Source organism: Pelagibacterium sediminicola, from assembly GCF_003390885.1.
GTDB lineage: Bacteria > Pseudomonadota > Alphaproteobacteria > Rhizobiales > Devosiaceae > Pelagibacterium > Pelagibacterium sediminicola.
In genome coordinates this window covers 21,063-44,471 of record NZ_QMEL01000008.1, presented here as the reverse complement: position 1 = coordinate 44,471, position 23,409 = coordinate 21,063, and the positions used below count along the sequence as shown (strand labels likewise).

Below are 23,409 nucleotides of genomic sequence, written 5' to 3'. Positions count from 1 at the left end.
TGTAATCAACGGTTCGCTGAGCGGTATTTTCTTTTGTGTCGGCGTGCCGGAGGCAGGCTGGGATCTGATGAAGGCCGCCGGGCTGTCGACGCTGATGGCGGCCGGCACCGGACTCGCCGCTGGCGACGAGGAGAACCGGTTGATCCGCGCCATTCGCGACGGGGCGCAGGACACCAGCAACCAGGCCGGCCAGCAGATCGTCCAGCGCCAGCTGCAGATCGCCCCCACGCTGACCATCCGGTGGAGATTCCCGATCAGGATTCTCGTGGGGCGCGACTTGATCTTCGAGACTGCATGAGAAAGATGATGACGAAGCTGAAGCTGGGCCCGATCGCGGACGATACGCCGGTGAAGCGGTCCGTCGGACCGCCCGTCGGCCTGCACAGGGGGCTGGCCCTCTATGGAGAGTTACTGGGCCGCGCCGGCACGGGCGGACAAGGAGTTGCGGTCCCTCCGCAGAAGCTCGTCGTGCCGAAGCTGGCGCGGTGTCTGGCGTCGGATCGCGGCTTTGTCAGCGCGAAAGCGGGCAGGCCGGCTGTGAGGGATTGGATGTGCGGTGTCCAAGGAGAGGGCAGGGGAGGATCCTGCGTCAACTGAGCGGAACGTCTCTGCTTGCTAGCAGCGATTGAAAACTTCCCAAATCGATGTGACTAGATTACGATTCCACGAAAACGATGATCGGTTAGGGCAACGCGGTGTCAAATGCGAAGCAGATACTGGCGATGCTGAGAAGCCAGGCGGAGGGCGATGAGGAGCAGTTTTTCTCCATCGCGCTTCAGGTTGCCGCCGGAGAAGCACGTCAGGGCCATCGGGCGACCGCCGAAGAGATCCGCTCGGCGGTGGATGCTGCGCGTGCACAGCGTGGTACCCGATCTTCGGTTCCGATTTCCTTCTCGCGCCCGCGCGGCGATCTCGACAGCCTGCTTGACCTGCGGGAACCAAGCATCCGTCTCGCGGATGTCATACTCAGCAGCGATATCAAAGGGCATCTTGACACCGTAGTGCTTCAGCAGCGGCGCCGGGACTGGCTCCGCGAACACGGCAAGACACCCAGTCGCCGGCTGCTCTTCGCTGGGCCTCCGGGTTCGGGCAAGACCGTGACGGCGGAGGCATTGGCCGGCGAGTTGCGTTTGCCGCTCTTTGTCATTCGCCTTGAAAGCCTGATCACGCGCTTCATGGGGGAAACGGCTGCCAAGCTGCGGCTTGTCTTCGATGAGGCTCATCGGCGCAGGGGTGTCTATCTGTTCGATGAGTTCGATGCCGTCGGCAGCAACCGTCTGGCGACGAACGATGTAGCCGAGATGCGCCGTGTCCTGAACAGCTTCCTTCAATTCATGGAGGAGCCATCTGCGACCGACAGCGTTCTCGTTGCCGCTACCAATCACCCTTCCCTTCTGGATCGTGCTCTGCTCCGCCGCTTCGATGAGGTGTTGCGGTTCGAAATGCCCACTGCCGAGGAGGTGCGCGCAATCATCAAGGCGCACCTGGCGCCGATGAAGTACCCCAAACTCTCCTGGAAGGCCATCGAGGCCGCATCGGACGGGTTGAGCCAGGCGGAAATCGTTCATGCTGCCGAAGAAGCGGTGAAGGAAGCCATCTTGGCCGAAAGAGGGCAGGTTTCTACGGCCGATTTGACGCGCCAGCTCAACAAGAGGCAAAGCATGAAAACGGTGTTCGCCGAGGAAAAAGAACGCCTTGGCTGAATACGAACACCGTCATATTGATCTCAGCGGCCTGGGAGTTGTCCGCGACTATAAGTCTCCTGGCAGCAATGCGCGCCAGAGATCACTTCAGCGCATCCGTGAAGAGCACGGCCGCCGGGTGGTCGGAGAACTTGATGCCGCTTTTCAGTCTGCGGATCGGGGGAGAGAAGCGCTCGATCTGCCTGACGGAACGTCGCCCCCCGATGGAATCTATCTTGAGGTTGAGCTTGCGCTGGGGGTGGGGCCGACGACTCTCGAACGCAAGCGCGAAGGAACACGGCAGGGGGCTGTAACCGTCACCGCGAACGGTATCCGCCGTATCGCGCTCTTCGTGCCCGACGATACACGCGATGTCTTCGACGCGATCTTTCGTGACTATGCGTTCGCCGAGGTGCAAGGGGACAAGATCCCCAAGAAATCCCGCGTCGAGCCGGTCGAGCATATCCGTACCGCCCGCCTCCAGACCTTCTGGCGTGACGACCCGGCAGCACTGCCAGACGATCCGCAGGCAGAAATGTGGTGGGCGCTCTGGTGCTTCACAGATCGGGTTGAGCGGGTTGACGAACTGGCTCAACGCCTGGGGCTGACCGTCGGAGGCGACGACACGCGGCTCCGCTTTCCGGAGGTGATCGTTCTCCCTGTCCATGGTCGCCGCGCCGCGATCGAACTGCTGCTGTTTTCTACCGGAGGCATTGCCGAGATCCGGCGGGCGACCGACACGCCCGCGGTGTTCACCGATGAACTTTCTGGAATGGCGAATGATTTCGTCGAAGATCTCGCCGAGCGCATCACCTGGCCGGGCAGGGACGTGCCGGCCATTTGCCTGCTCGATACCGGAGTCAATCGAGGACACGCCCTGATTGAGCCGGCTCTCGATCGCGGCGATCTCTTCGCTGTGGTTGCCGCCTGGGGCGTCGACGATCACAGCGACATCGGCCATGGCTCCGGAATGGCTGGACTTGCTTTGCACGGCGATCTTACAGCGCCCCTGGGGGATGCGTCACGGCCTGTCCTGTCACACCGGCTGGAATCCGTGAAAATTCTCCCGCCGGACGGTTTCGAGCCGAATGATCCATTTTCCTACGGTGCGATCACGACCTCGGCGACTTCATTGCCGGAAATCTCGGAACCTGAACGTCCACGGGTCTTCTGTGCGGCGCTTACGAACGAGAATCGTTCGGGAGCGGAGCCGACGGGCTGGAGTGCGGCTCTCGACCAGATTTCTTCCGGCGCTGATGCCATAGAGGAAGGGCCCGACCACATCCGCCGACTGTTTGTGCAGGCGCTCGGAAATATCGGAGACAATTCCAGAGCGGATGAAATCTCCGATGCCGATGCCTTCCCGGGCGAGGATCCGGCGCAGGCTTGGAACGTGCTTACTGTTGGTGGCACCACACTGAAATCCGACATTGCCGAACGCAGCTACCAGGACTGGTCTGCCTGGTCGTCTCCGGGGGACCGCAGTCCTTACAGTCGGACAACTACGCTCTGGCGGTCGAGCCAATCCCCTATAAAGCCGGAGGTCGTGTTCGAAGCTGGAAACCGCGCGCTCAGCAGGTCCGGGGCCGAGGCCCTGTCCGGCCTGCCGTCTCTTTCCCTGCTGACGACGTCCAAAGCCGCAGGCCGTGAGCCAGTTGCACCTTTCTGGGCTACCAGCGCGGCGACCGCCCAGGCGGGAAGGATGGCCGCGAGAGTAATGGCTGAGCGTCCTGACTTTTGGCCAGAAACGGTTAGGGCACTGATGGTGCATAGCGCGCGATGGACGCCGCACATGCTCGCGGAATTTGCAGGTGCTGCTGGCAAGACCGAGAGAAAGGCCCTTGCGAGGAAGTACGGGTATGGAGCGCCAAATCTGCGTCGCGCGATAGCGTCGGCACGCGATGACCTTGCCCTGGTCGCCCAGCGGCACATCCAGCCCTTCCGGATGGACGGGGGCAACGTGCGGTTTGGCGATGCCCATGTCTATCGTCTGCCTTGGCCGCGGGAAGTCCTTGAAGGTCTCGGTGACGAATGTGTCAGGCTGAAGGCGACATTGTCGTATTTCGTTGAGCCGAATCCCAGCTTCGCAAGCGCGATCGATCCCGCACGATACCAGTCTTTCGGTCTTCGCTTCGACTTGAAGCGAGCGAGGGAGACGGAAAGGAATTTCCTGCGCCGGGTCAATAAGGATGACCGTGCTGAGGGGGATCCAAGGCCAGTGAATGAAGACAATGACGGCTGGTTCTTTGGGCCGAAATCGGTGTCTGCCGGCTCAATCCATTTGGACATCTGGGAGGGCAGCGCTGTCGAGCTTGCGGCGCGGGACCTCCTCTATGTGTATCCGATTTCAGGCTGGTGGCGCGAGCGCAAAGCCCTCGGACGAGCCGAGAGCAAGACGCGCTACGCACTGGTTGTTGGCATTGAGACGCCGGATGTTGATGTTGACCTGATCACGCCTATAGCCGCTGAGGTCGAAAACCTGATAGCTGCGGGCATATCCATCGGAACATAGAAAGCACGCTCGGCGGTGCCATTGGAAGCTGTCTGAGGGTGGATCGTTGTCTGGCCAGGTGGAGCCGCGCAGCTTCAGGGACTTGAAACTCCTGTTTGTTGATTTTCACCCAGAACTGAGCCGGTTTTGGAGTGAACCCCTGGGACTGGACCAGCGGGGAAGAAAAGCTGATACGCTCTGTGGGCCTTGAATGGAGAAGGTCCATGTCACCAAGAGGTCCCTACCGCCGTCACTCGATGCAGTTCAAGCTGCAGTTATGCCAGGACATTCGAAATGGCGTCATCGGGCGCCGCGATGCGCAGCGCACTTATAGCGTTTCCGCCAATCTCATCCAGCTCTGGCTGTCCCAGTTCGATCGTGGCGAACTCAATCAGGAAGAAGCCGAAGCAAGCGTCGTCGCGGAATACGAGGGCCGCATTGCAGCTCTTGAGCGCAAGGTCGGGCAACTGACCATGGAACTGGACATGGCCAAAAAAACGCCGCGCCCCTCTCCAGGACCCGTCAACGAGAACTCATCGATTGTCACCGGCCCGCGCATTGCTCCATCAGGCGGGGATGTCAAATGATCGGTCTTCCGCGCAGCACGTTCTATTACCGCCCCAACACGTCCAGCGGAATCGCAGATACGGAAGTGGTCGAGCTGATAGAGGCCATTCAGGACGATCTGCCTGGCTATGGCTATCGTCGCATCACCCACGAATTGCACCGCCGCGGTCATAGGATCAATCACAAAAGGATCGCCAGGATCATGAGGGAGAACGGGTTGGGGATTAAGCCGCGAAAGCGGTTTGTAAAAACGACTGACAGCGCTCATACCTCGCCGATCTACCCGAACCTATATCGCAACATCATCCCGGAGCGGCCTGATATGGCGTGGGTAGCTGATCTGACCTATATCCGCCTTGCACGCGGCTTCTGCTATCTCGCGGTCATTCTCGATGCGTGCAGCCGTAAGGTGGTCGGCTATGCCTTGTCCAGGCAGGTCGATACGTCGCTGACCCTGGCAGCGCTGCAATCTGCATTGGAAAACAGGAAACCACCCCCCGGTTGCATTCACCATTCGGACCGCGGCTGCCAATACGCAAGCGAGCGGTATCGCAATGAGCTTGAAGCCGCCGGATTGCGGGGCTCGATGAGCGCCATCGGTAATCCTTACCATAACGCGCAGGCCGAGAGCTTCATGAAAACGCTCAAGGTCGAGGAGGTCTATCTCTGCGAATACGAAACCTTCGCCGATGTCGTCGACAGCTTGCCAAGATTCATCGAGGACATCTACAATACCCGCAGGCTCCACTCTGCCCTCGGCTACCGCACACCAGAGGAATTTGAAACCCAACTCGCCCAACAGGCGGCTTAGTTTGGAACGCTGCGCTGGTCCAGTCCCAGGGGTTCACTCCATTTTTTCACCGAGAAGTGAGCCACCTCTGATTATGGATTTCGGTTCATGCTGGGGTCAAGGGCGGGTTTGTCTCCTTCTTTTTTCGGGCTGCCGCGGCTGAACTTGCCTTGAAGCGGAAGCTGTCGTTGCCAGTTTCCAGGATGTGGCAGCGATGGGTAAGGCGGTCGAGCAAGGCCGTGGTCATCTTGGCATCACCAAAGACTGATGCCCATTCGCTGAAGCTGAGGTTGGTGGTGATGACGACGCTGGTGCGCTCGTAAAGCTTGCTGAGCAGATGGAACAGCAGGGCCCCGCCTGATGCGCTGAATGGGAGGTATCCCAACTCATCCGTAAGCGCCACGCCGTTCCCCTCCTGCCGCTGGTGATCTGACCGGGCCATACTCCGCGCGCATGAGCGATGGAGGAGTTGGCTTGGAAAGAGGCGGCAAAGTAGGCGTCCATTTGGACGGCTCGACGGACGGTGGGGTTTCTCGACTCGAGGTGCTCGAGGGTCCGACGGGGCGACGGATGCGCTCGGAGGCGGAGCGAGCGCGGATTGCGGCGGAGAGCCTGGTGCCCGGCGCTTCGGTGGCGGATGTTGCGCGGCGGCATGGGACGACACGCTGGCAGATCTACGCCTGGCGAAAGAAGCTGCGGACGGGACAGCTTGTCGTGCCCGAGAGCTTGGCGGCGTTGCCGATGTTCGCGGAACTGGTGCTCGAGAGCGATGCGGCGGGAACGTCGCTGGCGATGGACGCCACGTCTCGGGTGGAAATCGTCGTCGGCGATGTCGTGATCCGTGTCGGGGTCGGTGCCGATGAGGATCTGCTGACGCGCACGATCCGGGCAGCGCGAGCGGCCGCATCATGATCTTCGGCCAGGGCGGGCCGGTGAAGGTTTATGTGGCGACGCGCCCGGTGGACTTCCGCAAGGGGATCGACGGTCTGGCACTGGCGGTGCAGGAGATGTTCGGCCTCGACCCTTTCTGCGGCGCCGTCTTCGTGTTCCGCTCGAAACGGGCGGACCGCGTCAAGCTGTTGGCCTGGGACCAGAGCGGGATGGTGCTCGTTCACAAGCGCCTCGAGGGAGGCAAGTTCGTTTGGCCTCAGGTGCGGGACGGGGTGATGCGGATGTCGTCGGCGCAGTTGGCGGCGCTGTTCGAGGGGCTGGACTGGCGGCTGGTGAGACCGGAGCGGGCGCGGCGACCGGTGGCAGCCGGGTGATTATGCGGGAAGTCCCTGTTTTTGCTGGCCAGAACCAGGCTGGAGTGATTCAATCCGGCGCATGGACGCCGATGCCCTCAACCGCGAGAACGCCCATCTGAAGGCCCGCCTGGCCGAGGTCGAGGCGGTGCTGGCCGAGGTGCAGGAGGCCAACCGTCGGCTGGAGGATATCCTGCGCACGTCACAGCGCGAGAAGTTCGGCAAGCGCTCTGAGAAGCTGTCGCCGGACCAGTTCAACCTGCCGCTGGAAGATGCCGAGCTGGCCCAGGGCGTGCTCGCGGCCGCGCAGGAAAAGGCCGAGGCTGCTCTACAGCGCGCGCGGGGGGAAGCGACCCGCAAGCCAAAGCGCAACCGTGGTCATCTGCCGGCGCATCTGCCACGGATCGAGCGGGTGATCGATCCAGAGAGCATCCAGTGCCCCTGTGGTTGTGGCGAGATGGCCCGGATCGGCGAGGACATCTCCGAACGGCTCGACGTGATCCCGGCGCAGTTCCACGTCCTGGTGACGCGGCGCCCCAGATATGCCTGTCGCCGGTGCTCGCAGGCCGTCGTGCAGGCCCATGCCCCCGAACATGTTGTGCCGGGCGGGCTGCCGACAGAGCGGCTGATTGCTTGGATCATCGTCTCAAAGTTCGGGGACCACCTGCCATTCTACCGCCAGTCCGGGGTCTTCGAACGGCAGGGGCTCCACCTCGACCGCGGCACGCTCGGCAACTGGGTCGGCCGCGCCTGTTTCCATCTGATGCCGGTCATCGACCACATGCGAGCCCATCTGCGCGGGGCGGAACGGATCTTCGTCGACGAGACCCGCGCGCCGGTGCTGGAGCCAGGCCGGAAGACCACCAAGAGCGGATTCTTCTGGGCCGTCGTCGCCGACGACCGCGGCCATGGCGGCGCGGGCCCGCCCATCGTTCTGTTCCACTACGCCCCCGGTCGGGGAAAGGAGCATCCGCTGAAGTTCCTCGGCGGATACCGCGGTCGCTTCCTGCAATGCGACGCCTACCAGTCCTACAATGCGATGACACAGATCGCGCGCGACAGCGGCCCGTGGCAGCTCGTCTATTGCTGGACCCATGTCCGCCGCCGCTTCGTCAAACGCTTCGAGAACGAGGGCTCGCCCATTGCCGAGGAGATGCTGCGCCAGATCGCTGCCCTCTATGGGGTCGAGAAGACCGTGCGCGGCAAGGATGCGGACGTCCGGCGGGCCGCTCGGCGCGAGTATGCAGCGCCGATCATCGCCGCGCTCAAGCCCTGGCTGGAGGCCCAACTCTCCCGTATCCCGCAGAAGTCCCAGCTCGCGGAGGACATCCGCTACACCCTCGCCCACTGGCCCGGCCTGATCCGCTTCCTCGAGGACGGCACCCTCGAACTCGACACTAACCCGGTCGAGAACCAGATCCGTCCGATCGCGTTGACAAGGAAGAACGCCCTCTTCGCCGGCAATGAGGTTGGCGCCGAGAACTGGGCCATGCTCGCCTCGCTCGTCGCCACCTGCAAGATGTCCAGCGTGAACCCCGTCGACTACATCGCCGACACCCTTCGGGCTATCCTCGATGGACATCCAAAATCCCGCATCGAGGACCTCATGCCCTGGCAGCATACGCAGACGTCAAGCCTCGCCGCATAGGGCCGCGTCATCGCGCTTACACTCATCCAAGATCACGAGGTCCAGCTTGGTCAGGCCTTCGGCGATCTGGCCGGCCTTTCCCTTGGCCTTTTCCTGTTCGAGGGCGTTGACCAGTTCGATGGTCGAGAAGAAGCGGCCCTTCCTGCGGTGGTGTTCGATCGCTTGGATGCCGAGGGCGGTGGCGACATGAGTCTTGCCGGTTCCCGGACCACCGATCAGGACCACGTTCTGGGCACTTTCCATGAACTCGCAGCGGTGCAGGGTCCGGACAGTGGCCTCATTGATCTCGCTGTTGGCAAAGTCGAAGCCTGCGAGGTCCTTGTAGGCCGGGAACCGCGCGGACTTCATGTGGTAGGCGATCGAACGCACCTCGCGTTCGGCCAGTTCTGCCTTCAACAATTGCGACAGCATCGGGATTGCGGCCTCAAAGGCTGGCGCCCCTTGTTCGATCAGGTCAGTGACGGCTTGGGCCATGCCATACATTTTGAGGCTTCGGAGCATGATGACGATGGCGCCGGCGGCGGGATCATGACGCATGACGGCCTCCGGTGATCTCGGCGCGCAGGCCGTCGTAACGTGCGACATTGGCCTTGGGTTCGCGGTGCAGAGCCAGAGCTTGCGGCGTGTCCAGCGGAGGCCCGCCGATCACCTTGCCATCGACCAGCCGGTGCAGCAGGTTCAGGACGTGGGTCTTGGTTGGCACGCCCTCGGCCAGCGACAGCTCCACGGCGGTCAGCACGGCTTGTTCATCGTGGTGCAAGACAAGGGCGAGGATATCGACCATCTCCCTATCCCCACCGGGTTTGCGCAGCATGTGGTCCTGCAACTGCCTGAAGGCAGGTGGTAATTTCACGAACGGTGCGCCATTCCGCAAAGCCCCAGGCTTACGCTGAACGACCGCCAGATAGTGCCGCCAGTCGTAAACCGTCTTTGCGAGCAGCTTATGACTGCGCTGGATCACACGGGCATGTTCGCACAGGATGTTGCCCTCGGCCGCCACCACCAGCCGATCGGGATAGATCCGCAGGCTGACAGGCCGGTTCGCAAACGACGCCGGAACGCTGTAGCGATTGCGCTCGAAGCTGATCAGGCAAGTGGGCGAGACGCGCTTGCTCAGTTCCACAAAGCCGTCAAACGCGACGGGCAGTGGCATCAGGGTCGCCTGCTCTTCCGCCCAGACATCGGCGATGGTGCCAGGCAGTTTGCCATGCGGGGTCTGCTGCCACAACGCGAGGCAGCGCTCTTCCAGCCAGGCATTCAGCGCGGCAAGGTCGGGAAAGTCCGGCATCCCTTGCAGCATCTGGTGACGGGAATCCCGGACGTTCTTCTCAACCTGACCTTTTTCCCACCCTGCAGCCGGATTGCAAAACTCAGGCGCGTAGACATAGTGGTTCGTCATGGCGAGGAAGCGCATGTTGATCTGGCGCTCCTTGCCACGGCCGACACGATCCACCGCCGTCTTCATGTTGTCGTAGATGCCACGCCCCGGGACGCCGCCAAAGACCCGGAACGCGTGCCAATGGGCGTCGAACAGCATCTCGTGGGTTTGCAACGGATAGGCCCGCAGCAAAAAGGCGCGGCTGTGCGACAGCTTGATATGCGCCATCTGCAGCTTGGTGCGTTCACCGCCCAGAACTGCAAAGTCCTCGCTCCAGTCGAACTGAAAGGCATCGCCGGGCTCAAAGTGCAGCGGCACGAAAGTCCCGCGCCCTGTCGTCTGCTGCTCACGCTGGCGGTCCGCGCGCCACCGTCGCGCAAAAGCTGCCACCCGGGCATAAGAGCCCGTGAAGCCAAGCGTCACCAGATCAGCGTGCAACTGCTTCATGGTTCGCCGCTGCTTGCGCGACTTCCCTGCTTCGGTCTTCAGCCAGCCCGACAGCTTCTCGGCAAAGGGGTCAATCTTGCTTGGGCGTTCCGGCGTCGCGAACTTTGGCTCGATCGTGTTCGCCGCCAGATGCTTGGTCACGGTATTCCGCGACACGCCAGTCAACCGCGCAATCTCGCGGATCGACAGCTTCTGCCGCAAATACATCCGGCGAATGATGTTCAAAAGTCCCATGTGGATCACTCCGTTGCCCCCGCCGCTCACCGCTTTGGAGGAAGGTTCACATGGCTCAGTTCTCAGTGAAAATTATGCGCCTAACCGGCTCAGTTCTGGGTGAAAATCAACAGCTGCGGGCCAATCCCCTCGGAATCTATGTCAACGCGATCAACTGGTCGCGGGAGATGAGCCAATGACCGCCACGACTTCCCGTAAAGCCGGGGTTCCGGCTTTCCGTAAACCCGCCTGCGCGGCTTTGTTGCTTTCCGCCACCATGCTCGCGGGCTGCGCAACCAACCGGCCGCCGCAGGTCAGTTACGACGCCGACGTGCCGCCGCTGCCAACCGTGCAGGCTGCTGCGACCGACACAACGCCCCGTCCGCTGCATGTTCCGCCCGCCTGGACTGTGGCGCGGGGCGGCGGGGCTGCTGGCACGGCGACGGCCCGGGTCGAGAATGCCAATGCCGCCGCCCGCGTCGAGCCGCGCCGGGAAGGCTATTACAACGCCATCCAGATCTATCCCTGGTCGGAAGGCGCGCTTTATCAGGTTTATGCCGCTGTCGGGCAGATCACCACCATCGCGCTGGAGCCGGGCGAAAACCTGACCGGCGCAGGGCCGATTGCCGCCGGTGATACTGCTCGCTGGATCATCGGTGACACCGAGAGCGGCAGCGGCCCGACGCGCCGGGTGCATGTGCTGGTGAAACCGACCCGGCCGGAGATCTCGACCAATCTCGTCATCACCACCGACCGGCGCATCTACATGATTGAACTCCGTGCGCGGGAAGCCCTCTACATGCCCGCCGTCGCCTGGGCCTATCCGGCACCACCGCCGGGCAGCCGCGCGACCGCGCCATCGGCTCCTGCCATCCCGGCCGAGGCAGCGCGCAACTATCGCTATGGCTTGCAGATGCGGGGCAGCAGCCCGCCATGGCGGCCAGTTGCAGTCTTCGACGACGGCCGGCGCGTCTATGTGGTCTTCCCGCGCGGCATCGTGCAGGGCGAGATGCCGCCCCTGTTCGTCCTTGGATCGGACGGTGAACCGCAGATCGTCAACAGCCGCATACACCAGAACGTCCTGATCGTGGATCGCCTCTTCGGCGCGGCCGAACTGCGCCTCGGCTCCGGCGACCGCCAGCAGGTCGTCAGGATCGTCCGGGTCGAGCAGACGCAGGCCGTGGTCCAGCCCGCCGGTAAGACCACGGAAGGATCGCCCTCATGAGTGGCGCCGACATCACGGCGCCCATGCGGTTGCGCGCCGAGCCTCCCCGCGTCACCCGCCTGTCCCGCAAGATGCTGGCTGGTGCTGGCGCCGTCGCTCTTCTCGGCATTGGCGGGGCGCTGATCTACGCGCTCCAGACCCGTGACGCAGGAACGGGCGGCGAAGAACTTTATTCGACCGAGAACCGCCCAACGGCGGACGGCCTTGCCGGCTTGCCATCGGACTATACCGGCCCGGTGCTTGGCCCGCCCTTGCCGGGCGACCTCGGTCGCCCGATCCTTGAAGCCGAGAGGCGTGGCCAGCCGGTCGTGCCGCCGACCATCACGACACCTGCCGTCGATCCTGACGAGCAACGACGACTTGCCGAGGAAGAAGCCGCGCGAGTGAGCGGCGTGTTCTTCCAGTCTGGCCCGCGCACGGGAGCACCGACGGGAACCGCGATGCCCGGTCTCAGCGGACAACCGGACGGGCAGAGCCGCCATTCCGCTTTCCTCAATGGGCCCGTGGACCGGCAGACCGTCGCGCCGGATCGTGTCGCGCCGCCGGCATCGCCCTACATCCTTCAGGCCGGGGCCGTGATCCCGGCTGCACTCATCACCGGCATCCGTTCCGACCTGCCGGGCCAGATTACGGCGCAGGTGACCGAAAACGTCTATGACAGTCCGACCGGCTCGCTGCTTTTGATCCCGCAGGGAACGCGCATCATCGGTCAATACGATGACGGCGTGACCTTCGGTCAGCGCCGCGTCCTGCTGGTGTGGAACCGCCTGATCCTGCCGGGCGGCCGGTCCATCGTCCTTGAACGTCTGCCGGGCTCGGATGCCAGCGGCTATGCGGGCCTTGAGGATGGTGTTGATTACCACTGGTGGGATCTGATGAAGGCCGCGGGCCTGTCCACGCTACTCGCAGTCGGAACCGAACTTGCCACCAGCGACGAGGACCGGCTGATCCGGGCGATCCGTGACGGGGCGCAGGATACCGTCAATCAGGCGGGCCAGCAGATCGTCCAGCGCCATTTGCAGGTTGCGCCCACGTTGACCATTCGGCCGGGTTTCCCGGTCAGGATCATCGTCACGCGCGATTTGGTATTCGAACCCGCGGGAGGCTGACCATGACCAAGCTGAAACTCGGCCCGCTGTCCGACGACAAGCCCGTCAAGGTGACGGTGGAATTGCCTGCGCCGCTTCACCGCGATCTGACCGCCTATGCCGAGGTGCTGGCCCGCGAGAGCGATCAACCCGCCGTCGATCCTGTCAGGCTGATTGTGCCGATGCTGGAGCGATTCATTGCAACGGATCGTGGATTTGCGAAGGCTCGGCGCTCTGTTCAATCGTCCACGACGCCGGTCTGACGGCCATTACCTTCGCCATGGACAGGAAGCGCCTGAATGCGGGATTGTCATTGTTGGGGGACCAGACGGCAGAGAATGGGAGAACTTCGCCGGTGATTGGCCGGTAGACGATGCCAGGAAACTGCGTCACGGTCATTGCCTCGCTGGTCAGCGTCAGACCCTGGCCAAGCGACACGAGCGATAACAGGTTGTCCCGCCCGACCGATTGTATCTGAACCGCAATATGGCGACCGAGATCGGCGATTTCCCGGATCAGGTGATCATGTATTTCCTGGCCCGGCGCAACCTCGGTCACGATGAAGGGCTCCGCGATCAGATTCTGCCAGGTAAGCTCGGAACGGCCGGCAAGGTGATGATGGTCCGGCAGCGCCACGAAAATGCGTTCCGACCACAAGGGCGTGCGCTCGCAATCTGGCCAGTCCCTCGTTCCGGTGATGAAGGCGACATCGAGGTTCAACTGTCGGATAGCAGCGACGTGCTCGGCCGGGTTTCCGTCGACCAGTTCGATCCGGACCCCACCATGGCGTTCGCCATAGGCACGCAGCAATTCGGCGAGGAAGCCCGAGGCGATGGAGGAATAGATGCCGATCCGGATCAGCCCGTTCTCGGATCGACCGACCGAGGCTACGTCATCTGCGCCTTCGCTGATGGTCCTGATGGCCAAGCGTGCTCGCCGCAGAAAGCGTTGCCCGGCATAGGTCAGAGATACGCCCCAGGTATGTCGCTGAAACAGCGAGGCGCCGATCTGGTCTTCGAGGTGGGCGATGCTGCGGCTGATCGCAGCCTGCGAACGACCAAGGGCAGCACCTGTTTTGCGAAAGCTGCCATGCTCGGCGGCAGCCACAAAATTGCGGAGGTGGCGAAGCTCAATAGAGTCTGGGCGCTTCGCCAAATCCATTTTCATACACCCACTCCTTGAGCGAGCCTCATCGCCATAAATGACTTGAGACCAATATGAACGACGTCGACCGCAATCGCGATAATGGCGCAGCCTGTGCGTGCAACTCTTGTCACGTGATCCCAGGTGCGAGACACCTTCGGCGGTCTCTGAATCTCAGCGCGGGATGATCGCACCTGATGTCTGGATGACTTCCCGCGCAATCTCGTGTGCGGCGCGCGCGCAATCTTCCGGCCCCGCGCCCCGCATCAGCGCTGCGAGGAACCCGCCGTTGAAGCTGTCTCCTGCGGCGGTGGTGTCTACGACTCTTTCCACCGGTTCGACCGACACCAGCGCAGGCACATCGCCCAAGAGCCACGATCCGTCACGGCCCGCCTTGAGGGCACCCGTACTTACACCGTAGCGTTCGAATCGTGCCAGAACCGCGTCGGTATCGGCATCGCCGAACAGGGCCATTTCATCATCAACGGACGGGAAGGCGATGTCGCAGGCGTGCCAGAAAAGTTAGGTCCAGTCCCGCGCCGTTTGGAGGTCTTCCCAGAGCGCAGGACGAAAGTTCGAATCGAAGGCGAGGCGCACGCCATCGGTACGCGCCTTTTCGGCCCATTCGAGCAAGGCACGGCGCGCTTCGGGCTGGATGATCGCCAGGGTGATGCCCGTAATCAGGACCACGTCGCACCCCAAGAGCGCCTCGAAATCGCGGGGATCAGCGAACAGGCTCCGCGCTGCTGACGCGCTGCGCCAGTAGCTGAAGCTGCGCTCGCCCTCCGGCGTCGTCGAGACCGCGTAGAGCCCGCAGGACCGACCCTCCGCACGCCGAATGCCGGAAGCTTCGACCGCCTCTTCGGCGGCCAGGTCGATGATCCTGTCCGAGAACGGATCGTCGCCAAGTACCGTCACGAACCGCGCGGCATCATTCCGGCCACTGGCTCTCTGGAAGTAGACAGCCGAGTTCAGCACGTCCCCAGCCGGCCGCAGCCGCGCCGCATCACGCGTGCCGTCCATCGCAGTCAACTCGATCATGGCCTCTCCCACAAAGGCGGCGCGCGGTCTGGTGGGCATAGTCATTTCCCTGTCTCACAGAGTATGGTAATACCATAAATGTTTGAAGGCCGCAATCGCTCGGGAAAAGCAAAAAATGTTGACATGTTGAATTATTTTTGGTCATACCAAAATAGTGATGGATTCGGAGGCTGATTGACCGCCGCTTCGCAGCAGAGATGGAGAGGAGTTACCGACATGGCCGACACGATTTCCGCCGCTTACTACCGCGGAGAGCGGCGCTTCAGCGTCGAGGAAAAGCAGGCTCCTAGCCCGAAGGCGGGCGAAGTTTCCGTTCGGATCGCCTATTGCGGCATTTGCGGCACCGACATGCACGTCTTCCACGGCAACATGGACGCCCGCGTCGGGTTCGAGCGGGTGATCGGGCACGAGATGTCCGGTACGGTCTACGCTTTGGGCGATGGCGTGCAAGGCTTTGAACAAGGTCAGAAGGTCGTTGTGCGCCCGCTGAATCACTGCGGCAACTGCCCGGCATGCAACGCAGGTCACACCCACATCTGCCACAACCTGAAGTTTCTCGGGCTCGACACCGATGGCGCGATGCAAGAGGTCTGGACCGTACCCGCACACACTCTGCACGCCCTGCCCGAAGACATGCGGCTTGACCATGCCGCGCTTGTCGAGCCCGTGGCGGTGGCGTGTCACGACGTGCGTATGGCCGGCTTGAAGGCGGGCGAGGACGTGGTGGTGATCGGCGGCGGTCCGATTGGCGTGCTGGTCGCCATGGTGGCCCGAGACGCAGGCGGCAAGGTCGTGATCTCAGAGGTCAACGAGAACCGGTTGGCGATTGCCCGCGACCTGGGCTTCGACACCGTGAACCCCGCCAAGTCGAACCTGGTGGACGAAATCAACGGACGTACCGGCAACAAGGGTGCCGACGTGGTTTTCGAGGTGTCGGGCAGCCAGCCCGGCGTCGACGCGATGACAGGCGTGGCGGCAACGCGCGGCCGTATCTGCATGGTCGCCATTCACGCCAAGAAACCGACCGTGGACATGTTCCGCTTCTTCTGGCGTGAGCTGCAACTGGTAGGCGCGAGAGTCTACGAGGCCGAGGATTACGACAAGGCCATCGCCTTGGTGATTTCGGGCGCCATTGCTGCCGACACGGTCATCACAGATGTCAGTCCGCTGTCCGAAATCCAGCAGGCGTTCGAGGCACTCGACGCTTCGCCCACCGCGTTGAAAAGCCTTATCAAGGTAGGAGCCTGATCCATGTCCGTCCTGAAATCTTTCGAACTTTCCGGCAAGACCGCCATTGTCACCGGCGCCAAGCGTGGCATCGGTCGCGGCATGGCCGAAGCCCTGGCGCAGGCAGGGGCCGGTGGTGTTTCTGTCTTCGGCCGCCTCGGATTACGTGAATGGCGAAGTTCTGGTCGTCGATGGCGGCTGGATGGGCCACTGGGGCCAGCATCCTCGGTAACCTCATTGCAACCTGTCCGTCCCGGCCGAGGGAAGACGACCGCCAGCGGCGGGGATCGGCGCGGACGGATATCAGCCGGAAGTCCCAGATCATGACAGCCTCTTCCAACGCCACCCGCATCCGTTCCGTCGAGGCGCATCTTTATCGCCCACCCCTTGCCGAGGTGCTGAGCGATGCCAAGCACGGCGATCACACCCATTTCGAACTGGTCGTCTGCACGATCACGACCGAGGACGGCGCCACGGGCAGCGGCTACAGCTATACTGGCGGCAAGGGCGGCCATGCGATCCTGGCCATGCTGCGCCACGATCTGGCGCCGATGCTGATCGGGCGCGATGCCGAGGCGATCGACGCGATCTTCGACGAGATGCAGCTTCATATTCACTATGTCGGCCGGGGCGGGATCGCCAGTTTCGCCATTTCCGCCATCGACATCGCTCTGTGGGATCTGCGCGGCAAGCGGCGGGCGGAACCGCTGTGGAAAATGGCTGGCGGCGCGTCCCGCCGCGCCCGCATCTATCGCGGCGGCATCGACCTGAACTTCCCCATCGAGCGTCTGGCGGCCGATAACCGCGCGCATCTGGCGGCGGGCTATAATGCCGTCAAGATCAAGGTCGGCAAGCCCGATCTTGCCGAGGATGTCGCCCGCGTCGCCGCCGTGCGCGAGGCCATCGGCCCGGATGCGGTCTTCATGGTGGATGCGAATTACGGGCTGGACGTGGATCAGGCGATCGCCGCCGCCCGCGCCTTCGCGCCCTATGACCTGACCTGGTTCGAGGAACCCATCGATCCCGATGATTTCGAGGGCTACGCGCGCATCGCCGAGGCCACGGGCATGCCGCTGGCCATGGGCGAGAACCTGCATACGATGGCGGAATTCGACCGCGCGCTGAACACGGCCAAGCTGTCCTTCGTGCAGCCCGATGCGGGAAATTGCGGCGGTATCACCGGCTTTCTGAGGGTCGCGGCGATGGCGCGCCGCCACGGCATCCCGGTTTGCACGCATGGGATGCAGGAACTGTCGGTCAGCCTGGTCGCCGCCCAGCCCAATGCGGGCTGGGTGGAATCGCATTCCTTCGACATCGAGACCTTCGCCGACCGTGCGGTCGAACTGCAAGACGGCATGGCGCTGGCCCCCGACAGCCCCGGCACCGGCGTGACCTTCATCGAGGACCGGCTGATGCCGCACCGCGCCGACTGAGCGCGGCTGGGAAAATCCGGCGCGCCCTGCCGCGCCGGTCATGACAGATTCATAGGGAGAAGAGAGAATGAAAATCACATCACTGACCGGCGGTGCCCTGGCGCTGTTGCTGGCGACGACCAGCCTCGGGTTCGCGGCGGAATTCGACCTGAAGCTGGGCCACGCCGCGATCGGCGAGGACAATCCGCTGAACCGGGCGGTGGAATTCTTCGCCGAGGGTGTCGAGGCCGCGTCCGACGGGCGGATCAGCGTCGAGATATTCGGCGGCGGCCAGATGGGCGATGACCGCGAGCTGGTCGAACTGGCGCAGGAGGGGACGATTGACATTGCCGTGCCGACCGTGTCCAAGTTGTCGGCCTGGGATCCGGCTTTCTCGGCCCCCGAGATCCCCTACATGTTCCCCGACCGCAAGGTCGCCCTCGCCGTGCTGAAAGGCGATTTCGGCGCCTTCCTGGAGCCTCGGCTGAACGATCTGGGCCTGACCACGGTCGGCTGGTTCGAGAACGGCTTTCGCGAGATGACGAATAATGTCCGCCCGATCACCAGGCCCGAGGATCTGTCCGGGATCAAGCTGCGGACCATGGCGGTCGAGGCGCATATCGAGGCCTTCGATCATCTGGGCGCCAATCCCACGCCGATGGCGTTCTCCGAGCTTTACTCGGCCTTGCAGCAGAATGTCGTGGACGGGCAGGAAAACCCTCTGACCAACATCGTCAACAACAAGATGTACGAGGTTCAGCGCTATGTCTCGATGACCAATCACGTCTACAGCGCCTATATCGCCGTGATGAACCAGGGCCGTTTCGAGGCGATGCCGGCGGATCTTCAGGACATCCTGAAAGCCTCGCTGGACAAGGCGCTGGACCACGAACTGTCGCTGATCGACGAGGCCGAGGCCAGGAACCTTGAGATCATCAGGGAGGCGGGCGTCGAGGTGAACACCCTGTCGGACGAGGAACTCGCCGCCTTCCGCGACAAGATCGGAGAGCTTTCGGGCGAGTTCGAAAAGCTGGTCGGCGCGGACGCCTATGCCGAACTGGCGAAGGCGGTCGCGAATGCCGAAAAGGCGCAATAAGACGCGGGCCGTTCCGGCCGGCACCGCAGCGCCCGGCCACCGGTCCTGCATCCGATGGGAGGAGATCAGATGCGCATTCTACGCTGGCTCGACCGCTGGTTCGAGCCGATTGCCCTGACCCTGACGATGGGCCTGATCGCGATGCTGATCTTCTTGCAGGTCATCATGCGCTATGTCTTCCAGAACTCGCTTGTCTGGTCCGAGGAACTGGTCCGCTGGCTGTTCATCTGGACGATCTGGATCGGTATCGCCTATGCGTTCCGCACCGGCCAGCATATTCGCATCACCGCCTTCACCGACCGGCTGCCGGGGGCGATGGCGCTGCGGCTTGAACGCGCGATCCAGGTCGCGATGGTGGTCTTCTTCCTCTGGATCGCCTGGCTGGGCGTGCAGCAGGCCACCTCGCCCATCGTGGCGCGGCAATCCTCCATCGTCATGCATTGGCCGCTCACCGGCGCGAAGGTCAGCCTGACATGGCTCTACATGACGCTGCCCTTCGGCTCGCTGCTGGCCGCGCTTCGGCTGGTGCAGCGGCTGGCGCGCGGCGAACCCATATCCGCATCGGAGGCCTGATTCATGTCGGCGGCGATCCTCTTTGCCCTGTTCCTGCTGCTGATGGTGCTTGGCACGCCCCTGGGCATCGCCATCGGCGCGGCGACGCTGCTGGTGATGCAATTCGTGCCCGGCGCGCCGCCCGCCTCGCTGCTGATCAAGAACGCCATCGTCGGATCGGACAATTTTCCGCTGGTCGCGGTGCCGATGTTCATCCTCGCGGGCGAGATCATGCTGGCGGGCGGCCTGTCCGGCCGGATCGTCGGCATGGCCGCGCTGCTGGTCGGGCGGGTCAGAGGCGGGCTGGCCTATGTGAATGTCATCGCCTCGATGTTCTTCGCGGCGATCTCGGGGTCGTCACCGGCAACCGTCGCCGCCATCGGCTCGAATCTGATCCCCGAGATGGCCAAGCGCGGATACCGGCCGGATTTCGCCGCGGCGCTGACCTCGGCATCGGGGATGCTGGGCGTGATGATCCCGCCCTCGATTCCGCTGATCATCTATGGCGTCGTGGCCAATGTCTCGCTGGGGGCGTTGTTTCTGGCGGGGATCGTGCCCGGGATCCTGTTCGGCATCGGTTTCATGGTCGTGGCGCGAATGGTGCTGCGCGGCAATCTGGACGAATCGGTGGCTACCGCCGCCGCAGAGGAGGTGTCCGGTCAAGGCAGAGGCGGCATCTGGGCGCTGTTCGTGCCGATCATCATCCTGGGCGGCATCTATGGCGGCGTCTTCACCCCGACCGAGGCCGCGGGCGTGGCGGTCGTCTATGCGCTGTTCGTCGGCATGGTCGTCTATCGCGAGATCACCCTCGCCCAGCTTCCCGGCATTCTGGTCCGCAGCGGCACGATGACCGCGACGATCATGATCATGGTCGCCATGGCCTTCGCCTTCGGACGGTTCATGACGATCGAGGGGATCCCCGGCGCGCTGGCCGATCTGATCACCGGTGCGACCGACAACCCCATCGCGATCCTGCTGCTGCTGAATCTGGTGCTGCTGATCACCGGCATGTTCCTCGAACCGGTCGCCGCGATCATCATCCTGACGCCGATCCTGCTGCCGGTGACGCAAACGCTGGGTGTCGATCCGGTGCATTTCGGGGTCATCATCACCTGCAACCTCGCCATCGGCTTCTGCACGCCGCCGGTCGGCATCAACCTGTTCATCGCCAGTTCGATCGCGCGGGTCCCGGTCGAGGCGGTGGTGGTCCGCGTCCTGCCCTTCATGGTCGCGATGCTGATCTCGATGGCGCTGGTGACTTTCGTTCCGGCGCTGTCGCTGCTGCTGCCGGCCCTGGCGTTGGATTAGGCGGGCGGCAGCGGGGCGGCTAGAGGTCGAACTCGTCCCGGATCGCCGCGGAATGCGCGCCGATGGCCGGGGCGGCGCTGCAGCTGGCCCCGCGCGCGCCGTCGATGCGCAGCGGCGGGCGCGTCAGCCGCATCGTGTCGCCGCCGTCCCGCCGGACGGTCTGGATCATGTCCAGTCGCCGGAACGCCTCATGCTCCATCAACTCCTGCCAGTCCAGCACCATGGCGCACCAGATGTCATGCGGCTCCAGCAAGGCCAGCCAATGGTCGGTTCCCTGCCGTTCCAGATGCGCGGCGATCAGGCGCTTGATGTTGTCGCGCTCGGTGAACCAGCTTCGCGGCGCGCCGGCGAAGGCGCCCAGATCGGTCAGTTGCAGCAGATCGGCCAGCCGGTCGATGGGCGTCATCGCGATGGCGATATAGCCGTCGGCGGTGCGGTAGACGCCGTAGGGCGCGGCCAGCCCGGCATGGGCCGAGCGGTATTCCGACCGGCGTGGCGGGCGGCCGCCATCGTTGAGATGGGTGGCCAGCATCTCGAACTGGAAATCGACCATGCTTTCCAGCAGGCTGGTCTCGACATGGGCGCCGGTGCCGCCCAGGCCCCGGCGCACCAGCGCGGCAAGGATTCCCTGCACCAGATTGGCCCCCGCGAACATATCCGCCACCGCCAGCCCGAAGGGCACCGGGCCCTGGCCCTCATCGCCGTTCAGCCACATCAAAACCGACGTCAGTGTAAGGTTGCCGGCGCGTTCGCCTTCAACCGGTTAAGCACATCACGCACCTCCTCCGAAGACCCCAGGATCGTGCCGACTCTCTGATGCGGGCCATCGGGCCGAAGCTCCAGAATCCGGTCCCGCCCGTCGGTCGCCAATCCACCGGCATTCTCGACCAGCATGGCCATCGGGTTGGCCTCGTAAAGCAATCGCAGCTTGCCTCCGATGTCGGCGTTCGCATCGTCAACCGGGTAGAGGAAGACGCCGCCACGCAACAGGATCCGATGCACCTCGGCGACCATCGAGGCAATCCAACGCATGTTGAAATCGCGTCCTCGCGGTCCGTCTTTCCCCGCGATGCAATCGGAAACATAGCTTCTGATCGGCTCGGGCCAGTGCCGCATCCGGGATGCGTTGATCGCGAATTCGTTGGTTTCCTCGGGAATGCGGAGGCCGGATTGCGTCAGCCGGAACTCTCCGATCCCGCTATCGAACGTGAAGAGATCGACACCGTGACCCACGCTGAGAACCAGGACGGTCGAGGGGCCATACAGCGCATAGCCGGCCGCCACCTGCTCGACTCCCGGGCGCAGTACTGTATCATAAGTGATGGTTTCGGGCACCTCGTCCAACCTGAGAACAGAGAAGATGGAACCGACCGAGACGTTGACGTCGATGTTCGACGAACCGTCCAGCGGATCGAACAGCAGCACATAGCGGCCCTTGGGAAAGTGGTCGGGGATGCCGTAGATCTCGTCCATTTCTTCGGAAACCATCGCCGCAAGCACGCCCGAGCACTCGCACCGCCGCAAAAAGATGTCATTGGCGACGACGTCCAGCTTCTTCTGCGTCTCGCCCTGGACGTTCTCGGTGCCATGGCTTCCCAGAATGTCCGCGAAAGCACCGGTCCTCAGGTAGTTGGACACGGCCTTGCAGGAGGTAGCCACGGAATGCAGCAGCGTGGTCAGGTCGCGTTCGACCGCGCCCTCATGGCGCCGTTGGAGCAGGTACTGGATCAGTGTGACACTTGTTTCGGTCATTCGCTCGCTCCTGCCATCGGGACCAGCCCTGCTGCGTATCTTTTGGCCATCTCCTCAAGCCCGACCGGTCTGACCCTTGACCCGTTCCCCGCGCAGCCGAAACGCTCATAGCGTTCTCGACACAGGCTCGCGACGGACTCGACAGCGGGCTTGAGATAACCGCGAATATCGAACGAGGCTGGTTTCTCGGCGAATTGCCGGCGGATCGCCGCGGTCATCGCCATACGGATATCCGTGTCGATATTCACCTTGCGCACGCCGTGGCGGATGCCTTTTTCAACCTCTTCCATCGGCACGCCGTAGGTCTGCGGAATGTCGCCGCCGAACTTGTTCAGTTTCTCCTGCAGCTCCATCGGCACGGTCGATGCGCCGTGCATCACCAGATGAGTATTGGGAAGGCGCGCATGGATCTCGGCAAGAGCATCCATGGCCAGGATCTCTCCGCTCGGTTTGCGGCTGAACTTGTAGGCTCCGTGCGAGGTGCCGATAGCCACGGCCAGGGCATCGACGCCGGTGTCCCGCACGAAAGACGCGGCCTCGTCGGGATCCGTGACGAGCTTGTCGCGTCCCAGCGTACCTTCGAAGCCATGCCCGTCTTCCTGGTCGCCAGATCCGGTCTCGAGTGATCCCAGCACACCGATCTCGCCCTCGACCGAAATCCCTCTGGTATGCGCGTTCCGCACGACCCGGGCCGTCACATCCACATTGTAGGCATAGGACGATGGCGTCTTGCCGTCCTCCATCAGCGAGCCGTCCATCATCACCGAGGAAAACCCGACAGCGAAAGCGCCTTCGCAATCCGATGGGCTGCTGCCGTGATCCAGATGCATGGCGATCGGCAGGTGCGGGTAGGTCGCCACGGATGCCTGCAGCATATGCCGCAGGAAGATATCGCCGACATAGCCCCGCGCGCTCCGCGTCGCCTGAAGGATCACCGGGCTGTCGGTCGCATCTGCGGCGCGTAGCACGCCTTGCAGCGTCTCAAGATTGGTGATGTTGAAGGCAGGCATTCCATAGCCGCGCTCTGCCGCGTGGTCGAGTATGCACCGCATAGGTACCAAAGGCATATCCAGTTCTCCAGTCAGGGGATTCAGGGAAGGATGGC

20 protein-coding genes and 6 pseudogenes are annotated in these 23,409 nt (G+C 63.2%); 18 read left to right on the top strand and 8 right to left on the bottom strand.

What is annotated here, in order from left to right:
* Window positions 1-40 precede the first annotated feature (40 nt).
* From DQG18_RS12725 to DQG18_RS12700, 6 genes and pseudogenes are all read left to right on the top strand, one after another.
* Window positions 41-298 (top strand): annotated as a pseudogene (locus DQG18_RS12725) (TrbI/VirB10 family protein); the annotation flags it as partial.
* Window positions 295-597, top strand: a complete 303-nt coding sequence (locus DQG18_RS12720; protein WP_342771503.1) for a DUF2274 domain-containing protein — start codon at window positions 295-297, stop codon at window positions 595-597. The pseudogene DQG18_RS12725 and the gene DQG18_RS12720, both read left to right, overlap by 4 nt.
* A 125-nt stretch (window positions 598-722) precedes the next feature.
* Entirely contained in the window at window positions 723-1,703 is a 981-nt protein-coding gene (locus DQG18_RS12715; RefSeq protein ID WP_058095929.1) for an AAA family ATPase, read from the top strand.
* On the top strand, window positions 1,696-4,194 hold the full coding sequence (locus DQG18_RS12710) for a S8 family peptidase (RefSeq protein ID WP_116654651.1): 2,499 nt from the start codon (window positions 1,696-1,698) through the stop codon (window positions 4,192-4,194). The genes DQG18_RS12715 and DQG18_RS12710 overlap by 8 nt, the downstream gene beginning before the upstream one ends.
* Before the next feature lie 203 nt (window positions 4,195-4,397).
* The gene (locus DQG18_RS12705) at window positions 4,398-4,760 is read left to right on the top strand and encodes a transposase (protein WP_116654650.1); all 363 of its coding nucleotides are present in this window, start codon (window positions 4,398-4,400) and stop codon (window positions 4,758-4,760) included.
* Entirely contained in the window at window positions 4,709-5,551 is an 843-nt protein-coding gene (locus DQG18_RS12700) for an IS3 family transposase (protein WP_116654649.1), read from the top strand. The genes DQG18_RS12705 and DQG18_RS12700 overlap by 52 nt, the downstream gene beginning before the upstream one ends.
* An 85-nt stretch (window positions 5,552-5,636) precedes the next feature.
* On the opposite strand, the pseudogene DQG18_RS12695 reads toward DQG18_RS12700, so the two are convergent.
* Window positions 5,637-5,933 (bottom strand): annotated as a pseudogene (locus tag DQG18_RS12695) (ATP-binding protein); the annotation flags it as partial.
* Between the two features lie 50 nt (window positions 5,934-5,983).
* On the opposite strand from DQG18_RS12695, the gene tnpA reads away from it, so the two are divergent.
* The 3 genes from tnpA (at window position 5,984) to tnpC (ending at window position 8,422) form a co-directional block, all read left to right on the top strand.
* Entirely contained in the window at window positions 5,984-6,442 is a 459-nt protein-coding gene (gene tnpA / locus DQG18_RS16650) for an IS66-like element accessory protein TnpA (protein ID WP_116654648.1), read from the top strand.
* Window positions 6,439-6,795, top strand: a complete 357-nt coding sequence (gene tnpB, locus DQG18_RS12685) for an IS66 family insertion sequence element accessory protein TnpB (protein ID WP_116654647.1) — start codon at window positions 6,439-6,441, stop codon at window positions 6,793-6,795. Before tnpA ends, tnpB begins: the two co-directional genes overlap by 4 nt.
* A gap of 61 nt (window positions 6,796-6,856) precedes the next feature.
* Window positions 6,857-8,422, top strand: a complete 1,566-nt coding sequence (tnpC, locus tag DQG18_RS12680; RefSeq protein WP_116654646.1) for an IS66 family transposase — start codon at window positions 6,857-6,859, stop codon at window positions 8,420-8,422.
* Window positions 8,423-8,443: 21 nt separating this feature from the next.
* Here tnpC and DQG18_RS12675 read toward each other — a convergent pair.
* Window positions 8,444-8,959: pseudogene (locus DQG18_RS12675) on the bottom strand (ATP-binding protein); the annotation flags it as partial.
* Window positions 8,949-10,481, bottom strand: coding sequence for an IS21 family transposase (istA, locus tag DQG18_RS12670; protein ID WP_116654645.1), 1,533 nt, complete (start codon window positions 10,479-10,481; stop codon window positions 8,949-8,951). The pseudogene DQG18_RS12675 and the gene istA, both read right to left, overlap by 11 nt.
* A 107-nt stretch (window positions 10,482-10,588) precedes the next feature.
* Here istA and DQG18_RS12665 point away from each other — a divergent pair.
* The 4 genes and pseudogenes from DQG18_RS12665 to DQG18_RS12650 all read left to right on the top strand — a co-directional run.
* Window positions 10,589-10,660: pseudogene (locus DQG18_RS12665) on the top strand (conjugal transfer protein TrbF); the annotation flags it as partial.
* On the top strand, window positions 10,657-11,685 hold the full coding sequence (gene trbG / locus DQG18_RS12660; protein ID WP_116654644.1) for a P-type conjugative transfer protein TrbG: 1,029 nt from the start codon (window positions 10,657-10,659) through the stop codon (window positions 11,683-11,685). The pseudogene DQG18_RS12665 and the gene trbG, both read left to right, overlap by 4 nt.
* Entirely contained in the window at window positions 11,682-12,794 is a 1,113-nt protein-coding gene (locus DQG18_RS12655; protein WP_116654643.1) for a TraB/TrbI/VirB10 family type IV secretion system protein, read from the top strand. Before trbG ends, DQG18_RS12655 begins: the two co-directional genes overlap by 4 nt.
* 2 nt (window positions 12,795-12,796) lie before the next feature.
* Window positions 12,797-13,036, top strand: a complete 240-nt coding sequence (locus tag DQG18_RS12650; RefSeq protein ID WP_116654642.1) for a DUF2274 domain-containing protein — start codon at window positions 12,797-12,799, stop codon at window positions 13,034-13,036.
* Here DQG18_RS12650 and DQG18_RS12645 read toward each other — a convergent pair.
* Window positions 12,969-13,940 carry a LysR family transcriptional regulator gene (locus tag DQG18_RS12645; RefSeq protein ID WP_342771502.1) on the bottom strand — a complete coding sequence of 324 codons (972 nt, stop codon included), beginning with the start codon at window positions 13,938-13,940 and terminating at the stop codon, window positions 12,969-12,971. The genes DQG18_RS12650 and DQG18_RS12645 overlap by 68 nt on opposite strands.
* Before the next feature lie 150 nt (window positions 13,941-14,090).
* Window positions 14,091-14,996, bottom strand: a pseudogene (locus tag DQG18_RS16550) (sugar kinase).
* A 177-nt stretch (window positions 14,997-15,173) separates the two neighbouring features.
* On the opposite strand from DQG18_RS16550, the gene DQG18_RS12635 reads away from it, so the two are divergent.
* The 5 genes from DQG18_RS12635 (at window position 15,174) to DQG18_RS12610 (ending at window position 20,552) form a co-directional block, all read left to right on the top strand.
* Window positions 15,174-16,205 (top strand): zinc-dependent alcohol dehydrogenase, encoded by a 1,032-nt coding sequence (locus DQG18_RS12635; RefSeq protein ID WP_116654629.1) that lies wholly within the window; start codon window positions 15,174-15,176, stop codon window positions 16,203-16,205.
* 302 nt (window positions 16,206-16,507) lie between these two features.
* On the top strand, window positions 16,508-17,617 hold the full coding sequence (locus tag DQG18_RS12625; RefSeq protein ID WP_116654641.1) for a mandelate racemase/muconate lactonizing enzyme family protein: 1,110 nt from the start codon (window positions 16,508-16,510) through the stop codon (window positions 17,615-17,617).
* A gap of 67 nt (window positions 17,618-17,684) precedes the next feature.
* A complete protein-coding gene (locus tag DQG18_RS12620; protein ID WP_116654640.1) occupies window positions 17,685-18,692 on the top strand; it encodes a TRAP transporter substrate-binding protein in 1,008 nt (335 codons plus the stop codon).
* Window positions 18,693-18,761: 69 nt separating this feature from the next.
* Window positions 18,762-19,265 (top strand): TRAP transporter small permease, encoded by a 504-nt coding sequence (locus DQG18_RS12615; protein WP_157970153.1) that lies wholly within the window; start codon window positions 18,762-18,764, stop codon window positions 19,263-19,265.
* Window positions 19,266-19,268: 3 nt separating this feature from the next.
* Entirely contained in the window at window positions 19,269-20,552 is a 1,284-nt protein-coding gene (locus DQG18_RS12610) for a TRAP transporter large permease (RefSeq protein WP_116654638.1), read from the top strand.
* 19 nt (window positions 20,553-20,571) lie between these two features.
* Here DQG18_RS12610 and DQG18_RS12605 read toward each other — a convergent pair.
* The 3 genes and pseudogenes from DQG18_RS12605 to fba form a co-directional block, all read right to left on the bottom strand.
* Window positions 20,572-21,276, bottom strand: a pseudogene (locus DQG18_RS12605) (CoA transferase); the annotation flags it as partial.
* 2 nt (window positions 21,277-21,278) lie between these two features.
* Window positions 21,279-22,304, bottom strand: a complete 1,026-nt coding sequence (locus tag DQG18_RS12600) for a class 1 fructose-bisphosphatase (RefSeq protein ID WP_116654636.1) — start codon at window positions 22,302-22,304, stop codon at window positions 21,279-21,281.
* On the bottom strand, window positions 22,301-23,371 hold the full coding sequence (gene fba, locus DQG18_RS12595; protein ID WP_116654635.1) for a class II fructose-bisphosphate aldolase: 1,071 nt from the start codon (window positions 23,369-23,371) through the stop codon (window positions 22,301-22,303). The genes DQG18_RS12600 and fba overlap by 4 nt, the downstream gene beginning before the upstream one ends.
* Between the last annotated feature and the right edge of the window lie 38 nt (window positions 23,372-23,409).